Consider the following 20,289-nt stretch of genomic DNA (forward strand, 5'->3'; position numbering starts at 1 on the left):
AGATAATGAAAATACATAACAACAGCCGTGCTATCTGTCGCCTTGCGGCAGGTATCGCTCTGCTATGCTGCACCCTGCAGGTAGCTGCCCAGGACAAAAAAATAGCGGCATTAACAAAAGAAGCGCTGCTAACCGACTTCGACCTGATCGTAAATATATTAAAGCAACAACACCCTAATCTGTATAAATTCACCGACTCCGTCAGCTTTGCACATCAGACAGATTCACTTCGGAAAGTGATTGCCCAACAACCTACGTTGATTAATTTCCTGCAACACCTCCCTAACTACCTCGTGAAAGATGTGCACCTGTCATTAAATCTGTCGGATGATTATGAAAAGGAACTGAATGCGACGTTACAATACTTTCCTTATCCGGTCGTCATCGAACGGGATCGCGTATTCATTAACATAAAGGGAGCAGCCATCCCTTATGGTACAGAACTGATCAGCATCAATAACATACCTGTTAAAAAGGTGTTGGATGAATTGGCTGTACACGCGTATAGTGATGGGTATATTACTACCGGTACCGACAGGATTGCCCGCAACTTTCAGTTTTATTTCAGTTTGCATACCCAGAAAAATCAGCCGTATCAGGTAGCATACAAGGAAACCGGCACGAATAAAACCAGGCAGATCACCTTGCCAGCGGTAGATCCTACCACTGCATATCATGCCACCAGCCAGGCGGTACTGCCGGTAAATGTATTACAACGCGCCTATCATATTTATGATAACTTCTTTGATGCCTCACAGACAGGATTACTGACGGTGAATACTTTTTCCCTGAACGAATCAGCAGCCTATAAGGAGTTCAGTCAATTCTTCCGGGAGGTAAACAAACGGCAATACAAACAGGTGATCATCGATATACGTAACAATGGCGGTGGTAATCCGGCCATAGCGGCACTGCTCTACTCTTTCCTCGCGAAAGCCCCTTTCCGCAATGTCTATAACTATCGTACAAAAACAATCTCCATCAGCTACCCGGAATACGCCACGGATGATAACAACCGCCGGTATTCCGAGGAAGATATACGGAGTGATAAGAACTTTTATTATCAGCGTTTTGATAAAGACAGTACCGGATTTTATGTGGGCAACAATCGTTTGAAAGAAGGATTGCTGGAGGATTTCCCACCGGATAAAGACGCCTTTCATGGAGACGTGTATATACTTACCGGTGGCGGCACCGTATCGGCCGCTACTTATTTCGCCTCCCTGGTACAAAAGAATCAACGGGGTACCATCATCGGTAAAGAAACCGGCAGCGGCGTAGCCGCTACCACTGCCGCCTGGTTTATTACCTATCTGCTACCCGGCACCCAAAGCCGGCTTAGTATTCCCCGGGCTGAATTGTATTTCTTTAACGCTACCACCGACAATGGCCATGGTATCCTTCCCGACCAGGAAGTACCCTTATCTTCCTTTATCCGGTATATGCAGGCAGGAAAAGATCCTGAACTGAGTTATACCCTGGAAGTATTGCGTAAACAATAGAAAAGGATGTCCGGCGGAACACCTACCGCCGGACATCTTTTTAAACGGACCTGACAGTTATCCGCCATCCCTATGCAAACACCTGATGCCTGCTCTTTTTACATCGTTCTTCGCTAAAAAATTTCCCGCCATCACAGAGTCCTGAAAATCCCGTAAATTAAAAGATGGAAAATAAGATACACTTAGGACTGATCCGGGAAGAAAAGCAACCATACGATAACCGGGTAGCTTTCAACCCCAAACAATGCCAGTGGATCATGCAGCATTATCCACAGGTGCAGATATATGTACAACCCTCCTCCCACCGGTGTTTCCGGGATGAAGAATACCAAAGGGCCGGCATACCGCTCCAGGAGGATCTCTCCCACTGCTCCCTGTTGCTTGGTATCAAAGAAGTACCGGCAGATAAACTGATGGCCGGCAAAACCTATCTGTTCTTTAGCCATACTAAAAAAAAGCAGCCGCATAACCGGCATATGCTGCAAACCATCCTGGAAAAAAAGATTACCCTGATTGACTACGAATGCCTCGTTCATCCGGACGGACAGCGTATCCTGGGCTTTGGCTTTTTTGCCGGCGTAGTGGGCGCGCATAACGGTCTGCAGGCCTTTGGCAGGAAAACCGGCAGTTTTACCCTCCAGCCCGTACATACCTGCCACGACTTCCAGGAACTGATTGCGCAATACTTCGGCATCAAACTGCCACCGATGAAAATCGTGCTGACCGGATCGGGCCGCGTAGCAGCCGGCGTACTGGAAATTATGGGCCTGCTGGGTATCAAATACCTCCCACCGGAAGAATACCTCGTTAATCAATATACCTATCCCGTATATACGCAGTTGAAAGCGGGAGAACTCTATCTCCGTAAAAACGATAAAAGCTATAGCAGGGCAGACTTCCACGCCCATCCGGAACAATATGAATGCAGGTTCCTACCGTATGTAACGGTAAGTGATGTGCTGATGAATGGCATCTATTGGGACCACAATATTCCGCCCCTGTTTACGCCTGCCGACCTGCGTAAAGATAATTTCCGGCTGCAGGTGATTGCCGATATCACAGATGATACCCACGGGTCTGTTCCCTGCAACCTGGGCGATAGTACCATTGAAGATCCTGTATATGGTGTGGTCAAAGCTACGATGACCCAAACAGGGCCTTATCTGCCGGATACGGTGGATATGATGTGTGTCAGCAACCTGCCTAATGAACTGCCCCGCGATGCCTCGCAGTACTTCGGCGATCAGCTGATGAAATATGTATTTGAAGCATTATTACAACCACCGGATGACATGATTACCATGGCCACCATTGCCCGGGAGGGGCAGCTGACAGAAAGATTTTCCTATCTCACAGATTATGTAAATGAAGCTACCTCAGAGATATAAATAATAGGGCTGCAACAAATCGACAAACGCAGTCGTATATACGTTGCCGGTGTCATAGATCGCCAGTTCAGATGTGGTGAGCGGCTGCGGTGTTTTTCCGAAGATACCGACTGTCCGGAAAAAACCATGTTGTACACTTTGCCGGATATATACAACATCCTGCAAATAATATCCAGCCGTCAAAGCCAGGTCTTGAAAGGTTTCAAACTGTATATAGGGTAACAATACGGATACCTGTCCGTCTGGCAACAACAGCCGGTCGATAGCTGCCAGCAGTTCGCGGTAGCTGAGACTGGTGGCGTGCATAGCCTGGTCTTTCTGTGCCTGTCCGCTTTTCAGGGCTGTTTCGTAAAATGGCGGATTGGTGATGATAAAATCATAAGGCGTGGCAGGTACCATTTTTCGTATATCCTGCTGGGTTAGTTGCAAGCGGCCGGCCCAGGGAGACGCGCTAAAATTAGCAGTCGCCTGCTGCGCTGCCGCCGGGTCCAGCTCTACGGCAGTAATGCCTGCGCTAAGCTGTTGCGCCAGCATCAGGCTCAGTAAGCCGGTACCGGCACCTATATCCAGTATAGCCGGTACCGTTAGTCGGTGGTTCACCAGGTACCTGGCCGTATAGGCGCCCTGTATACAGGCGTCTGTACATACTTTCATGGCACATTGTCCCTGATGAACCGTAAACTGCTTAAACTGAAAAAAAGTATTCGCCATATTATTTTGTGTCAATCGCTACCGACAGGTTAGGCATCCGCAGGTGACGGTGTACAGACACCGGGTGCGCCTGACGGATCTCACAGGTCTGTGTTTTCGCGCCCCCCTCCGTATGGATGGTCAACGGCTGCGTATACATCACCTGAGATACATTACGCTGAATAGCCCATGGTGATTGTTTCGCAAACCGGTTGTAAAACTTCACCAGCAACTGGTTCTTACCTTGTTTAAAGGATAACAGCAGTACTTCCGATTGGGTAGCGCCGCGTTCCGGATTATTATGAATCGTTTGTTCTTCGCCATTCAGGTATACGGCAATGCCATCTCCACTGGTAAAGCCTACCAGATAGCTGCCCGCCTGCGGCGCTGTTATTTCCTGTAACATATACCAGGCTTTGTCATGACCCGCATCAAAGGTATGCGTCTCATCATTTTTCCACTCCGGATGTTGTTGCCAGGTAGTAGCTTTTACATCTGTCCACGGACGGGTTACATCAATATCTTTCAACGAGCCGGCAACGCCATCAATACCTCCGCGGAAAGGACCTGCCGCATAGATTGGTCCCCACTGCAGACTAGCCGGATTATTCTGTAACGTATAGGCAGTACCGTTATTGAGCAATACTTCTTCTGTACGCCCGTTGAGTGTCAGGAGTATACTCCTTCCTTTTTCAGCTTCGCTATAGGTTAGTTTCAACGCGGCAGAACGGGGAGTTGTAAAGGCCCAACGATTACCCACCCGACTACGGTAATAACTGTTATAGTCGATACCGGAGAAGCTGAATAACGGCGTAGCGTTATGCTGGTTCAGCACCCGGGCATTCGCTAAAAGATGTATAGGGGTAATATTTACCGCTTCTTTAAAACGCAGCGCCAGTACAGTAATTTGTTTGCTGGTGGTACGGAAACCTGCCGGCAGCCGCACCGTAGTACCAGTAGCTGTTTGCCGGATATCGCACTGCAGTTTTTTACCATTGTCCAGGATGGTGATACCGCTTATTTTGTTATGTAATCCTGGCAGGTCAATCACGCCATTTTCAGGTGCTTGCAGCAGATGCAGGAATAAGGTACCTGGTTTGGCGGTTACTTCGCCCCAGGTAAAAGTGGTATCAAACGGATTGGCGGCGGCGCCGTAAATAGCATCGCCATTACGTTTCAGCCATTGGCCATTCAGCAGCAACACTTCTTTTTCAAAATCCACCACACTCCCATCGCCACGCGGTCCTATGTTCAGCAGGTAATTACCGCCGCGGCTCACTACTTTTATCAATCCGGTTAACTTCTCATAGGCTTTATCGGCAGCGGGGCCATGTTCCTGCCAGCTGCGATAGCCCCAGGTTTCATCATATACCGAAGCCGGTGTTTGCCACGGAGCAGCAATTTTGTAATCCGGATACTGGTTATCTCCCATCACACAGAAATCACCGGCATCATTGCCCAAACGGCCACTTACCATACAACCCGGCTGCAGCTGATGTACCAGCTCCGCCAGTTCATTGCTTTGCTGCGCGGTGAGGGAGCCCATGTCAAACCAGATTTCAGATACCGGACCATAATGCGTCAGCAATTCTGTTACCTGTTCTTTATTAAATTGATGATGTTCCGGTGTGATTGGATCGCTGTTGCTGCTCGAAATCGGATAAGCCTGTGGAAAATGCCAGTCGATCAGGGAAAAATACAAACCGAATTTCAAACCATGCCGTTTACAGGCATCTGCCAGTTCTTTCAGCACATCCCGTTTAAATGGGGTGGCATCCACCACATTATAATCGGTATAGGCAGAGTGGAACATACAAAATCCATCATGGTGTTTGGAAGTCATCACCACCGATTTCATACCGGCTGCTTTGGCCAGCAATACAATGGAGTCGGCATTCCACAGCTCCGGCCGGAAACGGTTGGCAACCGCGCCATATACGTCGCTGTAAATACCCGCATGGGATTGTATCTGTTCACTATAGCCACGGGTAACGGGTTTACCGTCCCATACGCCGCCCAGGGTGGAATAGATCGCGCCCCAGTGAATGAACATGGAATACTTCTGATTTTTCCAGTCGGTACGCGCCTGGGTTTCCTGTGCATAGCCTGATTCCAGCACAGCCAGCAAACCTATCAACACGATAAATATCTTCTTCATAAACTAAATTGGAATTTCAAGAAAGGGATAAATCTAGTCCTATTACCTGACGGACAGGCATAGTAAATTATCATTTATTACATTGAAATTATCGGTCTGTTTAAAATACCGCCCGGGCGCTGGGTACTGCATCCAGGGAAACAAATTCGCCGGCCAGGTATTTATAATAAGCCGTGATGGCAATCATGCCGGCATTATCGGTACAATATTCAAACCGGGGAATAAAAGTACGCCAGTTATGTTTGGCGCCATAGGTTGCCAACGCACTGCGCAGACCACTGTTGGCACTTACACCGCCGGCAATGGCAATATCCCGGATGCCGGTTTCCTGAGAAGCCTTTACCAGCTTATTCAGCAGGATACTGACAATACGTTGCTGAATAGAAGCACAGATATCAGGCAGATGTTGGGAGATAAATGCCGGATCTTTCTGCTGATTCTCCTGGATAAAATACAGAATCGCTGTTTTTAATCCGCTGAAACTAAAGTTCAGATCGGGTATACGGGGTTCCGGAAATTTAAAGCGGGTAGCATCTCCTTCTTTCGCATATTTATCTATCAAAGGTCCGCCGGGATAAGGCAGCCCCAGTAACTTGGCGCTTTTATCGAAGGCCTCTCCGGCTGCATCGTCGAGGGTTTCGCCGATCACCCGCATCTGCAGCGGACTTTCACACAATACAATTTGCGTGTGCCCACCTGATACGGTCAAACAAAGGAAAGGGAAATCCGGTTTGGGGTCGTCAATAAAATTAGCCAGCACGTGTGCCTGCATGTGATGTACACCAATCAGGGGTATATTTAGAGCCATTGCCATGGATTTGGCAAAACAGCTGCCTACCAGCAAAGAGCCGATCAGGCCGGGAGACTGGGTAAATGCAATCGCACTCAGCTCTTCCTGTTTCACACCTGCTGCACGCAGGGCAATATCCACTACCGGTACAATATTCTCCTGGTGCGCGCGGGAAGCCAGTTCCGGAATGACGCCCCCATACTGTTCATGCACGGATTGATTGGCAATGTGATTGGAGAGAATTTTCCCATCCACAAGTACCGCTGCTCCTGTATCATCACAGGATGATTCTATAGCTAAAATTCTGACAGACATAAGCTGCAAAAATAAACAAAAAAGGCGGGAATACTCCCGCCTGTTCTGCTTGCTGCTGATACAGCCATTATTTTACTTCCTGTATACATTCAATCCGCACTGTTTTTCCTCCCATACAAGCGGTCATATGATCTGTTAATTCCGTATAGTCAAATTTCACCTGTTGTCCGGCTTTGAGTGCAAAGCCTGGTGTGGCAAATTCCACAGGATTCAGTTGGGTGCCGTCTTTCAGTTCAATCATCAGACCACATCCGTCCAGTGTGCTCATATCTTTCACGACGCCGGCTGTTTTACAGGAAGCCGCATCGGAAGCGCCATTACCACAGGAAACCAATGCCATACCGGTAACCATAAATGCCATTACTTGTTGTTTCAGATTCATATTAGATAAATTTGCATCTAAAACGTACCTGTCCGTCAAATGTTACAGCCTCCCTATTGGGATTATTTACTGCGTATAGCCACCACCGGATCCAGCTTACTGGCGGAATAGGCAGGTATAAATCCGGCCAACAGGCCTACTATCGCGGAAATGCTCAGTCCCCGGATCATATTTTCCGTAGATAATATCAACTGGAAAGACCCTGCCGAATTCACCACAAGGGTGAGGAGATAAACGAACAGTAACCCCAGGGAACCACCGATCAGACAAAGACATACCGCCTCCATCAGGAATTCCATCAGGATAATACCCCGGCGGGCGCCGATCGCTTTTTTCAACCCGATGATCGCTGTTCTTTCCTTTACGGTGACGAACATAATATTGGCAATACCAAAAGCACCGACTATCAGGGCGAAGATGGCGATAAAACCGCCTCCTATATTGATAGCGCCAAACATAGAGTTCAGCTGGGCATTGGCGGTACTGATTTCATTCATGGCAAAATCATCCTCTTCCTGCGGTTTCAACCGGTGCGAAGCACGGAGTACGCCTCTCAGCTCATCGCGCAGCTGGTCCATGGAAGCTGTGGGAGCGGCTTTCACCAGGATGTAGGGAGAGCCGGACAGGCGTTCGTCTACCAGGGTACGGGCAAAACGGTAGGGCAATATCATGGCGTTATCATAACTTAATCCGCCAATCATGCTCTCTCCTTTTTTCTTGAGTACGCCCACGATTTTAGTATCGCGGCCGGCTACCCGCACTATTTTCCCCAGGGCTGCTTCCCCGGAGCCAAACAGGCCATCCCATACATTCGCGCCGATGATACCTACGTTGGTACCACTGTTGCTTTCACTGTTGACGAAATAGCGGCCATATATAATCTGTAACTGCTGTATCTGATCAAAGTCCTGTGTGGCAGCCATCATGGTAACGCCTTCCATATAATCGTCTCCGTATTCCACTCTTTTACCGGAAACATCAAAGTTAAAGGAGGAAAGCTTGGAGCTTTTTACCTTCTCCTGTATAATTCTGAGGTCTTTGTAGGCCGGCTCCGGACGGTTCATATATTTCCACCACGGGTACTCCCCGTCGCCTCCCCACGGCCATTTCTGCACATAAATAACGTCTTCTCCGAGGGCGGCAAGGTCTTTTCTGATATTCCGTTCCAGGCTGTTGGTAAGGGTAAATACGGCGATAATACAAAAGATACCAATGGTAATACCTAACAATGAGAGGAAAGTCCGCAGCTTGTTCACCCGCAGTTCCTGAATGGCCATCTTCAGACTACTCCATAATATTTTAAGGGTTGCTATCATATTTCAAATTTAGCGGATTTATATTCACCGGCATTGCCAATAAACACGAAATATAGCCGGACAAAAAATTTAGTTACCTTTGCTGCCATTTTTCGGATATTTATGAAGTACGCTAACGAAATCAATAAAAGAAAGTCCTTTGCCATCATCGCTCACCCGGATGCCGGTAAAACCACGCTGACAGAGAAATTCCTCCTCTTCGGTGGTGCGATCCAGACTGCCGGTGCGGTAAAGTCCAATAAAATAAAAAAACACACCACCTCCGACTTCATGGAAATTGAACGGCAGAGAGGTATCTCCGTGGCTACCTCCGTGATGACGTTCGAATACCGCGATATACTGGTTAACCTCCTGGATACCCCCGGTCACAAGGACTTTGCGGAAGATACCTACCGTACCCTTACCGCGGTAGACAGCGTAGTACTGGTGATTGACTGCGTAAAAGGGGTGGAAGAACAAACAGAAAGACTGATGGAGGTGTGCCGCATGCGCGATACTCCGGTAATCATCTTTGTGAATAAAATGGACCGTGATGGTAAATACCCCTTCGATCTCCTCGATGAACTGGAAGAAAAACTCAGCATCCGGGTAAGACCACTTAGCTGGCCTATCAACATGGGCAGTGATTTCAAAGGGGTGTATAACCTGTATGATAAAAGCTTTGTGGCCTTCCAGCCCAACAAAAAAGCAACTGATGACGACGTAGTACCACTGGCTGACCTGAGCAGCAGCTATGTGGATGAACATTTTAATGCCCGCGATGCCGCCCAGCTGCGTGGTGATGTGGAACTGATCGAAGGTGTATATGATACTTTCGACAACGAAGCTTACCTTGCCGGTAAACTGGCACCGGTTTTCTTTGGTAGTGCCGTGAACAACTTCGGGGTAAAAGATCTCCTCGATACTTTCGTAGACATCGCTCCTACTCCCCGCAACCGCCAGAGCAGCACGCGTGAGATTAATGTGCAGGAAGATAAATTCAGCGGCTTCATCTTTAAAATCCACGCGAACCTCGATCCGCGCCACCGCGACCGTATTGCGTTCCTGCGGGTATGCTCCGGAAAATTTGAACGGAATAAATTCTATCACCACGTTCGTTTAGACAAAGATGTACGGTTCAGTAACCCTTACAGCTTTCTGGCGCGTGAAAAAAATATCGTAGATGATGCCTATCCCGGCGACGTGGTAGGTTTGTTCGATACCGGCAACTTCAAAATCGGTGATACCCTCACGGAAGGAGAAAACTTCTACATGACCGGTATCCCCAGCTTTTCTCCGGAACTGTTTAAGGAACTGGTCAACAAAGACCCGATGAAAACCAAACAGCTGGAAAAAGGTATCCGGCAGCTGACCGATGAAGGGGTGGCGCAGCTCTTTACCCAGCATGGCGGCAACCGGAAGATCATTGGCTGTGTGGGCGACCTCCAGTTTGAAGTAATCCAGTACCGCCTGTTACAGGAATATGGTGCGGCCTGTCAGTTTAATACACTCCCCTTCTATAAAGCCTGCTGGCTCACCGGCCCGAAAGACAAAATAGAAGACTTCATCCGTTTTAAATCTTCCAACATCGTAGAAGATAAGGATGGCCACCTGGTATACCTGGCGCAGTCCGAATGGTACCTCAATACAGAAAGAACCAACAACCCGGATATTGAATTCCATTTCACTTCCGAAATACATAAATAAACAACTCATTTCCGGGGGCAGCTGGTAGCTGTCTCCGGAGTATCAACTACGACCACTTTTTTTGCGGTTCCCCTAAACAAAAAAAAGCCGCTTCCTGTGACCAGGTGCGGCATTGCTTGTACGACCAACTCAAATTATTGCTTATTGAGAATATTTGATTAGGCTTATTTATCGTGTGTCCATACAAAAGTAAGCAGTGCAATGCCACCCGCTATGTCTATTCGGGAAAATGATTTGCGCAATCGGGAAATGATTAATTACCGGATAAGGAATATTGAAAGATATATTCCTCTATAGTGCCGTCCCTGCTGCCTTCTATGCGGGCATCCAGGTGGCGGGCATCTTTAAAACGATAGGTAATTTTACGGGGGAATGCCTGTTGCAGATCTTCGGCAACAAAGCCAATGGGTTTCAATACCCGTACCCGCAGGCGTATAGGCGTTACCGTTTTCTGTCCTTCATAAGCCGGCATAAAATAGATGTCGTTACCACTGCGGGTAAGTTGTATCGACTGCTGCAATGCACTGTCGGCACCCACTACACGCCAGGTTTTACCCTGCCAGGTAGAGTCATTGGTTTTACGCCATATCTCCACAACATGACTGCTCCGGGTAGGCATCACCCAGGTACCTTCCAGTTTGTCGAGGTATTTAAAGTCCTGCACCCTTGCCTGCGCGGCAGCCCGAAGGCTGCCGGCTAACAGGATCAATATTATCAGGCAACTACTGTTGTACCACTGCTTCGTTGCCATAAATCTGGTGTTTATATTTCAGGGAAGGAGATGCCAGGAAGCTACCCAGGCCTAATTCAGCCCATTTAGCGTCTACTTTGGTAATGGTTTCATCGGCTGCCACAATGATATTGGGCCAGTCGCGTTCGAAATTATCCAGCAGTTTCGTTTTCTGGGTGCCATCCATACCAATGCCGCCCACATACTTTCCGGCCTGTGCGGTCGGCTTATTGATGACAAAGCTGTCGCGTTTGGGGTCCAGGTTATTGCAGAACCGCCATAAAGCAGAAGCCAGATCGCTTACATCCACCGTATTTTCCACATACAGGATCATCTTGATGCCTGCCAGGGCCGGCAGGGCATACAATTGCTCATTCAGCTCCCGTACATGAAACGGTCGGGTCTTCTCCACCGCTATCAGGATACAGGAAATATCATCCGCCAGCAGCTGGCTGTTGATACCTTTAATTTCCGGGAACTGCTGCATCAGCGCAGCCGCATCGATGGTGGCCGGCGTAGGCAGCTGCAGGTAGCTGCTATCTGTTTCCTCTTCGTATTTACGGGTACCGTCGATGCACATCTTACCCCCAAAACCCATCTTGGAACAGGAGTGGTCCAGTACATCCATCGGCCCCTGGCTCAGGTATATATCCGTAGCCGGGTTGAGGTGCCGGAATACATACTGTGCCAGTGATTTATAATCGGTAATACTGGTGCCTTCATCTGCAACTACCAGTATTTTGTTAAACATCATTTGTCCGGCGCCCCACATGGCATTCATTACTTTCTGGGCCTGACCGGCATAGTCTTTTTTAATCTGGGAGATGACAAGATTATGGAAAACACCTTCCACAGGCATTTCCATATTCATGATTTCCGGTACCAGCGTCATTTTGATCGGCGCCAGGAAAATACGTTCTGTGGCCTTTCCGATCCAGGCATCTTCCTGCGGCGGAATACCTACTATCGTAGACGGATATACGGCATCTTTGCGGTGGGTGATGGCGGTTACATGAAACCGGGGATACCAGTCGGCCAGGGAGTAATAACCAGTGTGGTCTCCGAAAGGCCCTTCCCAGATCAGGTCTTCGGAAGGTTCTACATAGCCTTCTATCACAAAATCAGCATCGGCAGGTACTTCTATATCCGGCTGGGAAATACATTTCACCAGTTCCACTTTCTTTTTACGGAGAAAACCAGCCAGCATGTACTCATCCACATTTTCCGGCAACGGTGCTGTAGCAGAATAGGTATATACCGGATCGCCACCGAGTACAACGGCAACGGGCATACGTTTATTCAGCTTTTTGTATTCCATAAAGTGTTTGGCAGATACTTTATGTTTATGCCAGTGCATACCGGTCATATCTTTTTCAAATACCTGCATGCGGTACATCCCTACGTTACGGCTGCCCGTCAGCGGATCTTTGGTATGAATAACCGGCAACGTGATAAAAGGGCCGCCATCTTTAGGCCAGCAGGTCAGCACCGGCAGTTTGCTCAGGTCCGGCTGGGTCATCACTACTTCCTGGCAGCTGCCTTTTCCACTCACTACTTTCGGCATCCAGGAGGCAAACTGTCCCAGTTTGGGCAGCAACGCCAGTTTATCCAGTATGCTTTCTTTAGGTTTTGATAATAATTTGAAGAGTTGTTCTATTTCACCCGCTACATCGTCCAGTTCCTGTACGCCCAGTGCCATGCACATTCTTTTATAGCTTCCCATGGCGTTGATCAGTACCGGAAAATCATATCCGGTATTTTCAAACAGCAGGGCTTTTCCGCCATTGGGCGACTTACTGATCCTGTCTGTAATTTCAGCTATTTCCAAATGAGGGTCCACATAAGCGGTAATGCGCACCAGTTCTCCTGCCTGTTCCAATGCATCAATAAAATGCCGGAGGTTTTTATATGCCATATCAATTAATCTGATTAACGAGTGAACAAAAGTAAACATACCGCGCCGCAATAAAAAATGCCCCCCGCTAAATAGCAGGGGGCATCACATTTTATTTCATTTTCAGTTATCAGTTCACAATACTAACACCGGCATGGAAAACAGCTCTGGGCCTTGGCGCCGGGTAATAACGCGGCGGTGGCGGCGGTACTACCGGATAGTAGGCTGGTCGTACATATACAACCCTTCTTGGCGAACGATAGCAATCATCGTCCCAGCGACGGCGTTCCCAGTCTCTCCTCCGTTCGTGCCGGTCATGTTTGTCCCAGTGTTTATAATGCCCGTAGGCATTACCATGCCCGCGGTAACCGCGGTCGTATCCCCGTTGTGCATAGGTGCTGAGCACAGTGCCGCCTAAGAGCAGCATCAATAGCAATACTTTTTTCATTTTTTCGGTTTTTAGTTCAAGATCGGTTGGCTAATATGAATGGTGATGGTGGTGTTACATCTACCGCTTTGATTGGTTACTATCCTATGAATACTTCTCCCTGTTAATGCGTTACTATCCTATGAAAATAATGCCTGCTGTGGTGTTTTCCGTTCCCGGATAACTGATAAAAGCGTATCTGTGTTTTTTGTGAGATGAATGCCTGTATTTTTTGTGATATTTTTTATGATACTTTTTGTGTCTGACGTGATGTGGAGGCTGTGGCCGGGCATGCAGATGATGTGGTGGTAAAGGCGGCAGCGGCGGACGTGGCGGGTGCCTAGGTACCGGCGGATGCGGCAAATGCGGCGGCAACGGAGGCCTCGGCGGGGCCGGTGGTCTATGCTGCGCTGTTACGGAACCACTGGTTATCAACATCACGGCAGCTGCATAAAAAAACTGCTTCATGGCTCATCGGTTTTGTCAAAGTTTACAGGCAGTTGCACACCAACTTATTTACAGGGTTGTTTCCTTACTCTCTCCGCGATTTGTGTCACTGCTAACTGTAACAAGCTGGTGACTGCAATGTTTACCTGTTAGAACACATAAATTCAACAACTATGCCAATAAAAAAATCCCGGCCACTGGCCGGGATTGTATCGTTCCGTAAGGTATTATCAGCAATCAGGTTAGAACACCGGACAGCGGGTTGCTTTCTGACGTCCCCATCCATTGCCACCGCCCAGGCGGTAGGTGATGGTTACACCGGTAAAGCCGTACCAGTCTTTGTATTTATCAGATCCCCGTTTGGTACCATCTGCCGGATAAGTGCCCGGGATATTTTTACCACTCACTTCATCCCCGCGGAAGGCCATATCCACGGATCGTTGTCCCCGGTACGCCTGCAGCGTGTTTTTATCGACATAGTTGGTGCTCACATCGTCCAGGTAATCCGTCATGGTAGGCCGGAATCCGATCTCAAAGCCCAGCGTCCAGGTGTCGTTCAGGATGGCTTTAAAACCGGCGCCAAACGGAATAGCAATGGTAAACAGGTCGTAAGGCTGCCGCGACGGATATTGCGACAGGCCCTGTCCTTCCGTACCCAATGGACGCAGCCGGATCTTGTTGCCAGACTGGTCTTTGGCGGTAGGATCAAAACCGAAACCGGCTACCCCGGCAAATACGTAGGGGGTAAAACCTTTCTCTTCTATATCAAAGAAATTAAACTCTCCTATCAGACTACCTTCAAATATATTAGACCGGAAACTCAGGTTCCGGGCCTGTAATGCTTTATCAGAACTGGTGCTGTCGGCAGCGGTCACAATACCCCAGGTAAAGCCGGCACGCACACTGAAATAACGGTTAATATCCCTTCTTACCAGCAAACCAATAGCCGGCCGGGTATATTTCAGGTCTACCCTTTGTTTGGTCAGATCCCCGCTGTAATTACTGATACCCAGAAAAGCGCCTACATGCCAGTCCTGTGCAAATCCGATAAAAGGAACTGCCATGAATAACAACCCTAGTACGGTAGATTTTTTGAATTTCAATGTATGTGATTTTTAGAGGTTAGTCTGATGAATCGTACCATTAACGTTTTTACTGACAGTTTTATTTGGTCTGACGGTTATACGCCACACAATTTTTGTCCGCCTGTTAATCCGTTTAACGGATCAGCAAAGATGTAAAAATAAATTAATAAACGAACGTACACATAAACAAATAAGCTAACATTTTATGTAGGCCCATCCGGCGGCCTGTCTTTCTACCAGGTGTGCTACAGCGGCCGGCACTACCGCCGTAAAAGCAAAAAGCTGCGTGGCATCCAACTGATGGCTGTTGAGCGTATTCTGACAAATCAGCCATTTCACCTCGCGTGCCACCAGTGACATAATTTTTTCCGTATATGGATTCTCGTGAGATAGCAATAAAGGCCAGGCATCGCCGTGTACCACCACTTCAACGGCTATACGCGTTTCCCGGCTGCTGAAGTATTGAAGGAGGTTATTAAGCTGGCCCAATAAGGCTTTTGAAGCATCCGGTGCACCGGAGGTAATCTGAAAAACGACCTGCATGGTGACAAACCTACTAAATATTCAGAAAAAGAAATGGGTTAACAGGAAAAATAGCGGTGGATGCTGAAAAGGGAGATATCTTAGTCCCGGGCTTCCCCATCGGACGGTTCATTTTGGATTTCCTGTAACTGCGCTTCCAGTAACCGGTACTTAGCCGTTACTTCCCGCAACTGATATAACAAACCAGCCGCTTTCAATTCATGTTGCAACAGGTGAATGTGCGCAATCTGCAATGCTTTACGGTGCCGGAGCAGCAGTACCCAGCCTGCAAATAAAAAAAAACAAAGCAAAACAATAATAGCTATCATAATAACATATTTCAGGTGCAATAACCCACCAAGGTCTGGTGTCTGCTGCTGCCTTCCGGCAATGGTGTTGCGACTGGCGCAACCCCGGACTCAGGACTGATAGGACGAATACGTTAAATATTTTTTATTGGCTTGGACTTGCAATCTTCCCGATGGTGGTTCCTTTAATGGCATCTTTTTAAAGTTATTCAATCAATCTGACTTTGATTTGTCCGTTCTAGCTTTTTTCCGGAAAAAATCAATCAGATTGTTGCATTTAGCAACGATTTTGAAATACATTATACAAAACACAAATACCAATATCATTTTATTATATTGATTATCAACACAATAAAATGATTTACAAAATTGTATCGTTAATCAACATAAAAAATTTAAATTGTAAACCGCGTTTAAGACATTTTTACCATCAAGACAAAGCGTAACCGGTATTACTATTCCCATGAACATCCAAAACCCCTCGTATGTCTAAATCCATGATTCTTACCAAAGAGCAGCTGGAAAACTTTGCCCTCCAGGGACTATCCTTTGCAGATGACCACGTTAGCGATTCTTTTAACATCAAAGATGTAGCAGAAAGACTGGGCATCTCCTACTCCTACTTTTATCATAATTTCACCGACTTCATGGGAGAGCCTTTCTGGCACTATGTGAAGCGCCACCGGCTGGAACTGGCAGCAGGCTTGCTACGACACAGCGGATACAACGTGAGTGAAATATCCGAACTATGCGGATACGCTACCACGGCAGCTTTTAGCAAGGCATTCAAACAACATTTCAAAGAAAGTCCGGTCAATTTCCGCCGCATCCTGGAACTACCCAACGAAAAAAGAACCCTGCAAATCACCGAATCCATCACCGCCGCTACCGGCAATGATCTGTACGGGAACTTTTTCAGCTACGACCGCTGCGAAAAAGTAGTGCTGCCGGATACCATCCTGTACTACTCTTTTATTTCCCGCGGGCAGAATCCTATTGGCGAAATGATCGCCAAAATGACCCACTATTACAACATGTTCCATAAAATGCTGACCCTCTTCGATCTGCCTCATAGCAGAATCATCACCGGTACCCTCGATTCCGTACCGGTTACCGACTATGAGAAACTATCGATGTTTGCAGGCATCAGCATTCCTGTCACGGCCAGCGCCACGTTGCAACAACTGAACAACAGTTTTTCTTTTCTGATGAAAAAAAGGGTGCCCGGTGGCAGCTATCTTAAACTGCCCGTTCCGATGGACTTTGCCACAGCTGGTATCCCTATGTATAATTTTATCAGCCGCAATTGTAAGGAGGGTATTTTTAAAATGAGCGGCAACCATTTCTTTATTTCACTGACAGGTCCGAAGTATTGCGAAATATTTATCCCGTTGCTCAAAAAACATTATTGAACAACGGGACACTAATATGTATTACACCGGCTTATTTATCTGGTAAAAATAGTCCGGAAGCAGTTTGCACTGGTATTCACAGTGTCCTGCTGGGGCACTTTCCCCTTTCCATAAAATTCATCGAGGAAATGGCCTACACCAGACCACACTGTCTGCATCATTCCCTGGTAGCGGGACTTCATTTCCGGAGTCGCCGTTTCGCGATAATTGAACATATCGTTCAACTGCGCCTTCGCATTGGCAGGCTTGCGCCAGGGACAGGTAATCACCGGTAATCCTTTCATGGCAAAATATACCGGCGTTTTATCCGGACGTTCATAATGCCAGTCGCAGATCATGACATCCTTCGGAATCAGATCTACCGCGCGGTGTGTATTATTCATACTGGCTTCCCACATACCCAGTCCGGTGGTTTTGCCATCCAGCAAACGATCGCCCCAGATCCACAGCTGACGGCCTTTCAGCGCCAGGTGGTTCCGGATCTTCTGTACTTCACCGGCATACAATTCGGCTTTATCCAGGCCACTGCAACGGGGACATTTATCATCCCCGATATAAAATACTTCATCCATACCGGCATGAAAAGCCGTTGCCTCAAACGCGGCACAGATTTCATCTACCAGCTCAAATACAATTTTATGTACGCCCGGATGCAACGGACAATAACTCTTACAATACAAGCCATCGGCATTAGGCCATACATATTTCTCCGGCATTTTTACCCAGGGCGTTTCATCGAACTCAGGATACACCCGCAACAATCCCATGGTAGTAACGGCCCACGACTGATGCCCCAACAGATTGATCTGCGGAATAATCCGGATCTGATGTTTCCGGCAAGCCGCCACCAGCTGCTTTACCTGTGCCGCAGATAAAGCCGCGGAATCCCGTAATTCCGGATGAGAGGTATACTGGTAATTAAAATCCACACGTAACACCAGTGTGTTGATATGACGGGGCGCCAGCTCTTCGTCAATAAAACGCAGGAAAGGCGCCAGTTCATGCGGCAGCGGCGCGCTGATGCAAAATCCACGTACCGGCAACGAATCCACAGGCAAGGCTTTTGCAATGGTCGTCATGATACAGCTACACCACAGTAGCAGACAGGTTATTAGTTTTTTCATAAGGGAATACTTTTATTATTTCAGCATGCAGACAAAATAACAAATGCTTTTTATGATCCGCAATATTTTAGATGAACGCACAGATGATGATAATTAAAAGTGCGGGAACATCTCATTTTTAATAAATTTGATAAAACAAAACAATCCATGAACGAGTTTAAGCTCCCCTTTAATGCCCGCCTCACCTTTACCCTGCTATCGCTTATCCTTATGGTATACATAGCGCATATGGCCAGCGAAATCATTATCCCGCTTATTTTCGCAGCCCTCATCGCTATTATGCTGTTACCCCTGGTGCAGCTGTTGGAAAAATGGCGTTTCCCAAGGGGACTGGCCGCCGGCGTAGCCGTCTTGTTATTTATACTCGTGGTATTGCTGATCATGTTACTGATGGCCAAACAAATGGAAGCCTTTGTAGCAGACTTCCCCCAGCTGGAAAGAAAACTACTGCTCACCGTAGATACGATACAGGTATGGGTCGACAATAAATTCCATATCAATTCCAGCACCCAGATGAGTTACCTGGAGAAAGCAGCCATGGGCACCCTGGGTACGGCTACCAGCTTTATCAGTCAGACCTTTCTCTCCCTTTCTTCCTTACTGATATTTATCGTATTTGTATTGCTGTATGCTTTCTTCATCCTCCTGTACCGCAACCGTCTGATGCTATTTCTCGTCAAGCTGTTTCAGGAAAAACACCGCGATAAATTATTATCCGTTGTCACCAGCACCCGTTACATCATCAAAAGCTACCTGGGTGGCCTCCTGATAGAAATGATTGTAGTCGCCATTCTGAACACCGTCGTGTTCCTGATCCTGGGTATTAAATACGCCATCCTCCTGGGTGTCATGGCGGCATTGTTCAACATCATTCCCTACATCGGTATCTTTACGGCACTGGTACTCAGTATGCTGGTGACGCTCACCACAGGTACGCCGGTAGCCGCATTACAGGTAGGTATCGCCTTATTCCTGGTTCACCTGCTCGACAGCAACGTATTACTCCCGCGCATCGTGGGGTCCAAAGTAAAAATCAATGCGCTGGTCACCATTATCGGCGTGGTATTGGGCAACATGTTATGGGGCATACCAGGTATGTTCCTCGCGATTCCGATCATCGCCATTATGAAAATCATTTTTGAAAGCATCGAAGAAACTGCCCCATGGGCCATCTTATTGGGAGAAGATGAAAGTAAAAAAGTGCCCAGAGTGGTAAAAAAATAAATCACGACCTCCTGTATCCTCCGCTTCCGGTATGCCAGCACCGACAACGATCGTCGCTGATATACCCGAAGCGGAGGATATTTTTATTTCGGGAGATGTATATCCGGCTAGTTACGCCCGGCTACTTTCACCTGAGGGTTGCTCGTTATCCGGATCTCCGAACCCGCCGGCTTCCACTCCAGCGTAATTTTGTCGCTTAACAAGGTGTGATAAAATATTCCTTTGGTACGCGCTTCCGCTATATGCGTGGCAGCCATAGACCAAAACGCCACGAAAAAATGTTCCATCGTCAGGCCGTTGCCGGTTAGCACGATGTTTTGCGTACACCGGGTCGCCGGGTTAATCTGTTGCCGGATCACCATACGCGGCCGGTCTTTGGCCTCGCAACCATCACAAGGCCCCAGCAGCGCAATCCGGGTAAAATCTTTTCCCCCGCCGGAACCACCGATATCTACCTGCCATCTTCTTTCTTCCAGGTAATTTACCATTTCATTCACCCATGCCGCCCCGGTGCCGGCAAACATCACCAGATGCCCATGACTGCTCTGTTGCTTCATCAGGTATTGCGCATTGTATTCTTTAATGGAACCATACATCTTGGTTACATAGGCGGAATCTGCATTGCCATAAATAACTGCCCGGCCGTTTTCTTTAGTAGCTCCCGGCGCCTGTTCCCGGGTGGTTTGTGCGGTTACAGGCATTGCAAATAAACCCAAACAAGCGATCGTCAACAAACATCTTTCAGGGAAAAAGGGACTTGTTTTTTTCATAATACGCGTAAAGGATATGATTAAATGAGTCGTAAAGATAAATAAAACCGACACCCGATAAAACAGGAAACCGGCCGGATGTACTACATCCGCACCGGCTTCTCTTTTATTGTAACACG

Annotated in this window: 18 protein-coding genes; 5 read left to right on the forward strand and 13 right to left on the reverse strand. The window is 47.7% G+C overall.

Translation table 11 applies throughout. The features are described 5' to 3' along the window. Positions 1-5: 5 nt before the first annotated feature. The gene (locus OL444_RS23615; RefSeq protein ID WP_264729372.1) at positions 6-1,502 is read left to right on the forward strand and encodes a S41 family peptidase; all 1,497 of its coding nucleotides are present in this window, start codon (positions 6-8) and stop codon (positions 1,500-1,502) included. Between the two features lie 164 nt (positions 1,503-1,666). After that, positions 1,667-2,890 carry an NAD(P)-dependent oxidoreductase gene (locus tag OL444_RS23620; protein ID WP_264729371.1) on the forward strand — a complete coding sequence of 408 codons (1,224 nt, stop codon included), beginning with the start codon at positions 1,667-1,669 and terminating at the stop codon, positions 2,888-2,890. On the opposite strand, the gene OL444_RS23625 is transcribed toward OL444_RS23620, so the two are convergent. The 5 genes from OL444_RS23625 to OL444_RS23645 form a co-directional block, all read right to left on the reverse strand. After that, positions 2,879-3,601 carry a tRNA1(Val) (adenine(37)-N6)-methyltransferase gene (locus OL444_RS23625; protein WP_264729370.1) on the reverse strand — a complete coding sequence of 241 codons (723 nt, stop codon included), beginning with the start codon at positions 3,599-3,601 and terminating at the stop codon, positions 2,879-2,881. The two genes, OL444_RS23620 and OL444_RS23625, sit on opposite strands and share 12 nt — an antisense overlap. A gap of 1 nt (position 3,602) precedes the next feature. Then, positions 3,603-5,738 carry an alpha-L-fucosidase gene (locus OL444_RS23630; RefSeq protein ID WP_264729369.1) on the reverse strand — a complete coding sequence of 712 codons (2,136 nt, stop codon included), beginning with the start codon at positions 5,736-5,738 and terminating at the stop codon, positions 3,603-3,605. A gap of 100 nt (positions 5,739-5,838) precedes the next feature. Beyond that, the gene (gene tsaD / locus OL444_RS23635; protein ID WP_264729368.1) at positions 5,839-6,843 is read right to left on the reverse strand and encodes a tRNA (adenosine(37)-N6)-threonylcarbamoyltransferase complex transferase subunit TsaD; all 1,005 of its coding nucleotides are present in this window, start codon (positions 6,841-6,843) and stop codon (positions 5,839-5,841) included. Between the two features lie 67 nt (positions 6,844-6,910). After that, positions 6,911-7,225, reverse strand: a complete 315-nt coding sequence (locus OL444_RS23640) for a hypothetical protein (RefSeq protein WP_264729367.1) — start codon at positions 7,223-7,225, stop codon at positions 6,911-6,913. A gap of 62 nt (positions 7,226-7,287) precedes the next feature. Continuing rightward, on the reverse strand, positions 7,288-8,541 hold the full coding sequence (locus OL444_RS23645) for an ABC transporter permease (RefSeq protein WP_264729366.1): 1,254 nt from the start codon (positions 8,539-8,541) through the stop codon (positions 7,288-7,290). Positions 8,542-8,643: 102 nt separating this feature from the next. On the opposite strand from OL444_RS23645, the gene OL444_RS23650 reads away from it, so the two are divergent. Next, positions 8,644-10,227: a peptide chain release factor 3 gene (locus tag OL444_RS23650; protein ID WP_264729365.1), complete on the forward strand. Its 1,584-nt coding sequence runs from the start codon at positions 8,644-8,646 to the stop codon at positions 10,225-10,227. A 253-nt stretch (positions 10,228-10,480) separates the two neighbouring features. Here the strand turns inward: OL444_RS23650 and OL444_RS23655 are convergent, their stop codons facing one another. The 6 genes from OL444_RS23655 to OL444_RS23680 form a co-directional block, all read right to left on the reverse strand. Beyond that, positions 10,481-10,978 (reverse strand): DUF6265 family protein, encoded by a 498-nt coding sequence (locus OL444_RS23655; protein ID WP_264729364.1) that lies wholly within the window; start codon positions 10,976-10,978, stop codon positions 10,481-10,483. Next, the gene (locus OL444_RS23660; RefSeq protein ID WP_264729363.1) at positions 10,950-12,872 is read right to left on the reverse strand and encodes a menaquinone biosynthesis decarboxylase; all 1,923 of its coding nucleotides are present in this window, start codon (positions 12,870-12,872) and stop codon (positions 10,950-10,952) included. Before OL444_RS23660 ends, OL444_RS23655 begins: the two co-directional genes overlap by 29 nt. A 109-nt stretch (positions 12,873-12,981) precedes the next feature. Then, positions 12,982-13,299 carry a hypothetical protein gene (locus OL444_RS23665; protein ID WP_264729362.1) on the reverse strand — a complete coding sequence of 106 codons (318 nt, stop codon included), beginning with the start codon at positions 13,297-13,299 and terminating at the stop codon, positions 12,982-12,984. A 668-nt stretch (positions 13,300-13,967) separates the two neighbouring features. Next, complete coding sequence (porG, locus tag OL444_RS23670) at positions 13,968-14,828, reverse strand: type IX secretion system protein PorG (RefSeq protein ID WP_264729361.1); 861 nt, start codon at positions 14,826-14,828, stop codon at positions 13,968-13,970. Positions 14,829-15,005: 177 nt separating this feature from the next. After that, positions 15,006-15,353, reverse strand: coding sequence for a DsrE family protein (locus OL444_RS23675; protein ID WP_264729360.1), 348 nt, complete (start codon positions 15,351-15,353; stop codon positions 15,006-15,008). An 80-nt stretch (positions 15,354-15,433) separates the two neighbouring features. Then, the gene (locus tag OL444_RS23680; RefSeq protein WP_264729359.1) at positions 15,434-15,661 is read right to left on the reverse strand and encodes a hypothetical protein; all 228 of its coding nucleotides are present in this window, start codon (positions 15,659-15,661) and stop codon (positions 15,434-15,436) included. 464 nt (positions 15,662-16,125) lie between these two features. On the opposite strand from OL444_RS23680, the gene OL444_RS23685 reads away from it, so the two are divergent. After that, on the forward strand, positions 16,126-17,052 hold the full coding sequence (locus OL444_RS23685) for a helix-turn-helix transcriptional regulator (RefSeq protein ID WP_264729358.1): 927 nt from the start codon (positions 16,126-16,128) through the stop codon (positions 17,050-17,052). Between the two features lie 35 nt (positions 17,053-17,087). Here the strand turns inward: OL444_RS23685 and OL444_RS23690 are convergent, their stop codons facing one another. Continuing rightward, the gene (locus OL444_RS23690) at positions 17,088-18,176 is read right to left on the reverse strand and encodes a family 20 glycosylhydrolase (RefSeq protein ID WP_264729357.1); all 1,089 of its coding nucleotides are present in this window, start codon (positions 18,174-18,176) and stop codon (positions 17,088-17,090) included. Positions 18,177-18,323: 147 nt separating this feature from the next. Between OL444_RS23690 and OL444_RS23695 the strand changes: the two genes are divergently transcribed. Next, positions 18,324-19,400, forward strand: coding sequence for an AI-2E family transporter (locus OL444_RS23695; protein ID WP_264729356.1), 1,077 nt, complete (start codon positions 18,324-18,326; stop codon positions 19,398-19,400). A gap of 107 nt (positions 19,401-19,507) precedes the next feature. Here OL444_RS23695 and OL444_RS23700 read toward each other — a convergent pair whose 3' ends face one another. After that, positions 19,508-20,170, reverse strand: coding sequence for a hypothetical protein (locus tag OL444_RS23700; RefSeq protein WP_264729355.1), 663 nt, complete (start codon positions 20,168-20,170; stop codon positions 19,508-19,510). Positions 20,171-20,289: the final 119 nt, after the last annotated feature.

Origin of the sequence: Chitinophaga nivalis (assembly GCF_025989125.1) — a bacterium.
GTDB lineage: Bacteria > Bacteroidota > Bacteroidia > Chitinophagales > Chitinophagaceae > Chitinophaga > Chitinophaga nivalis.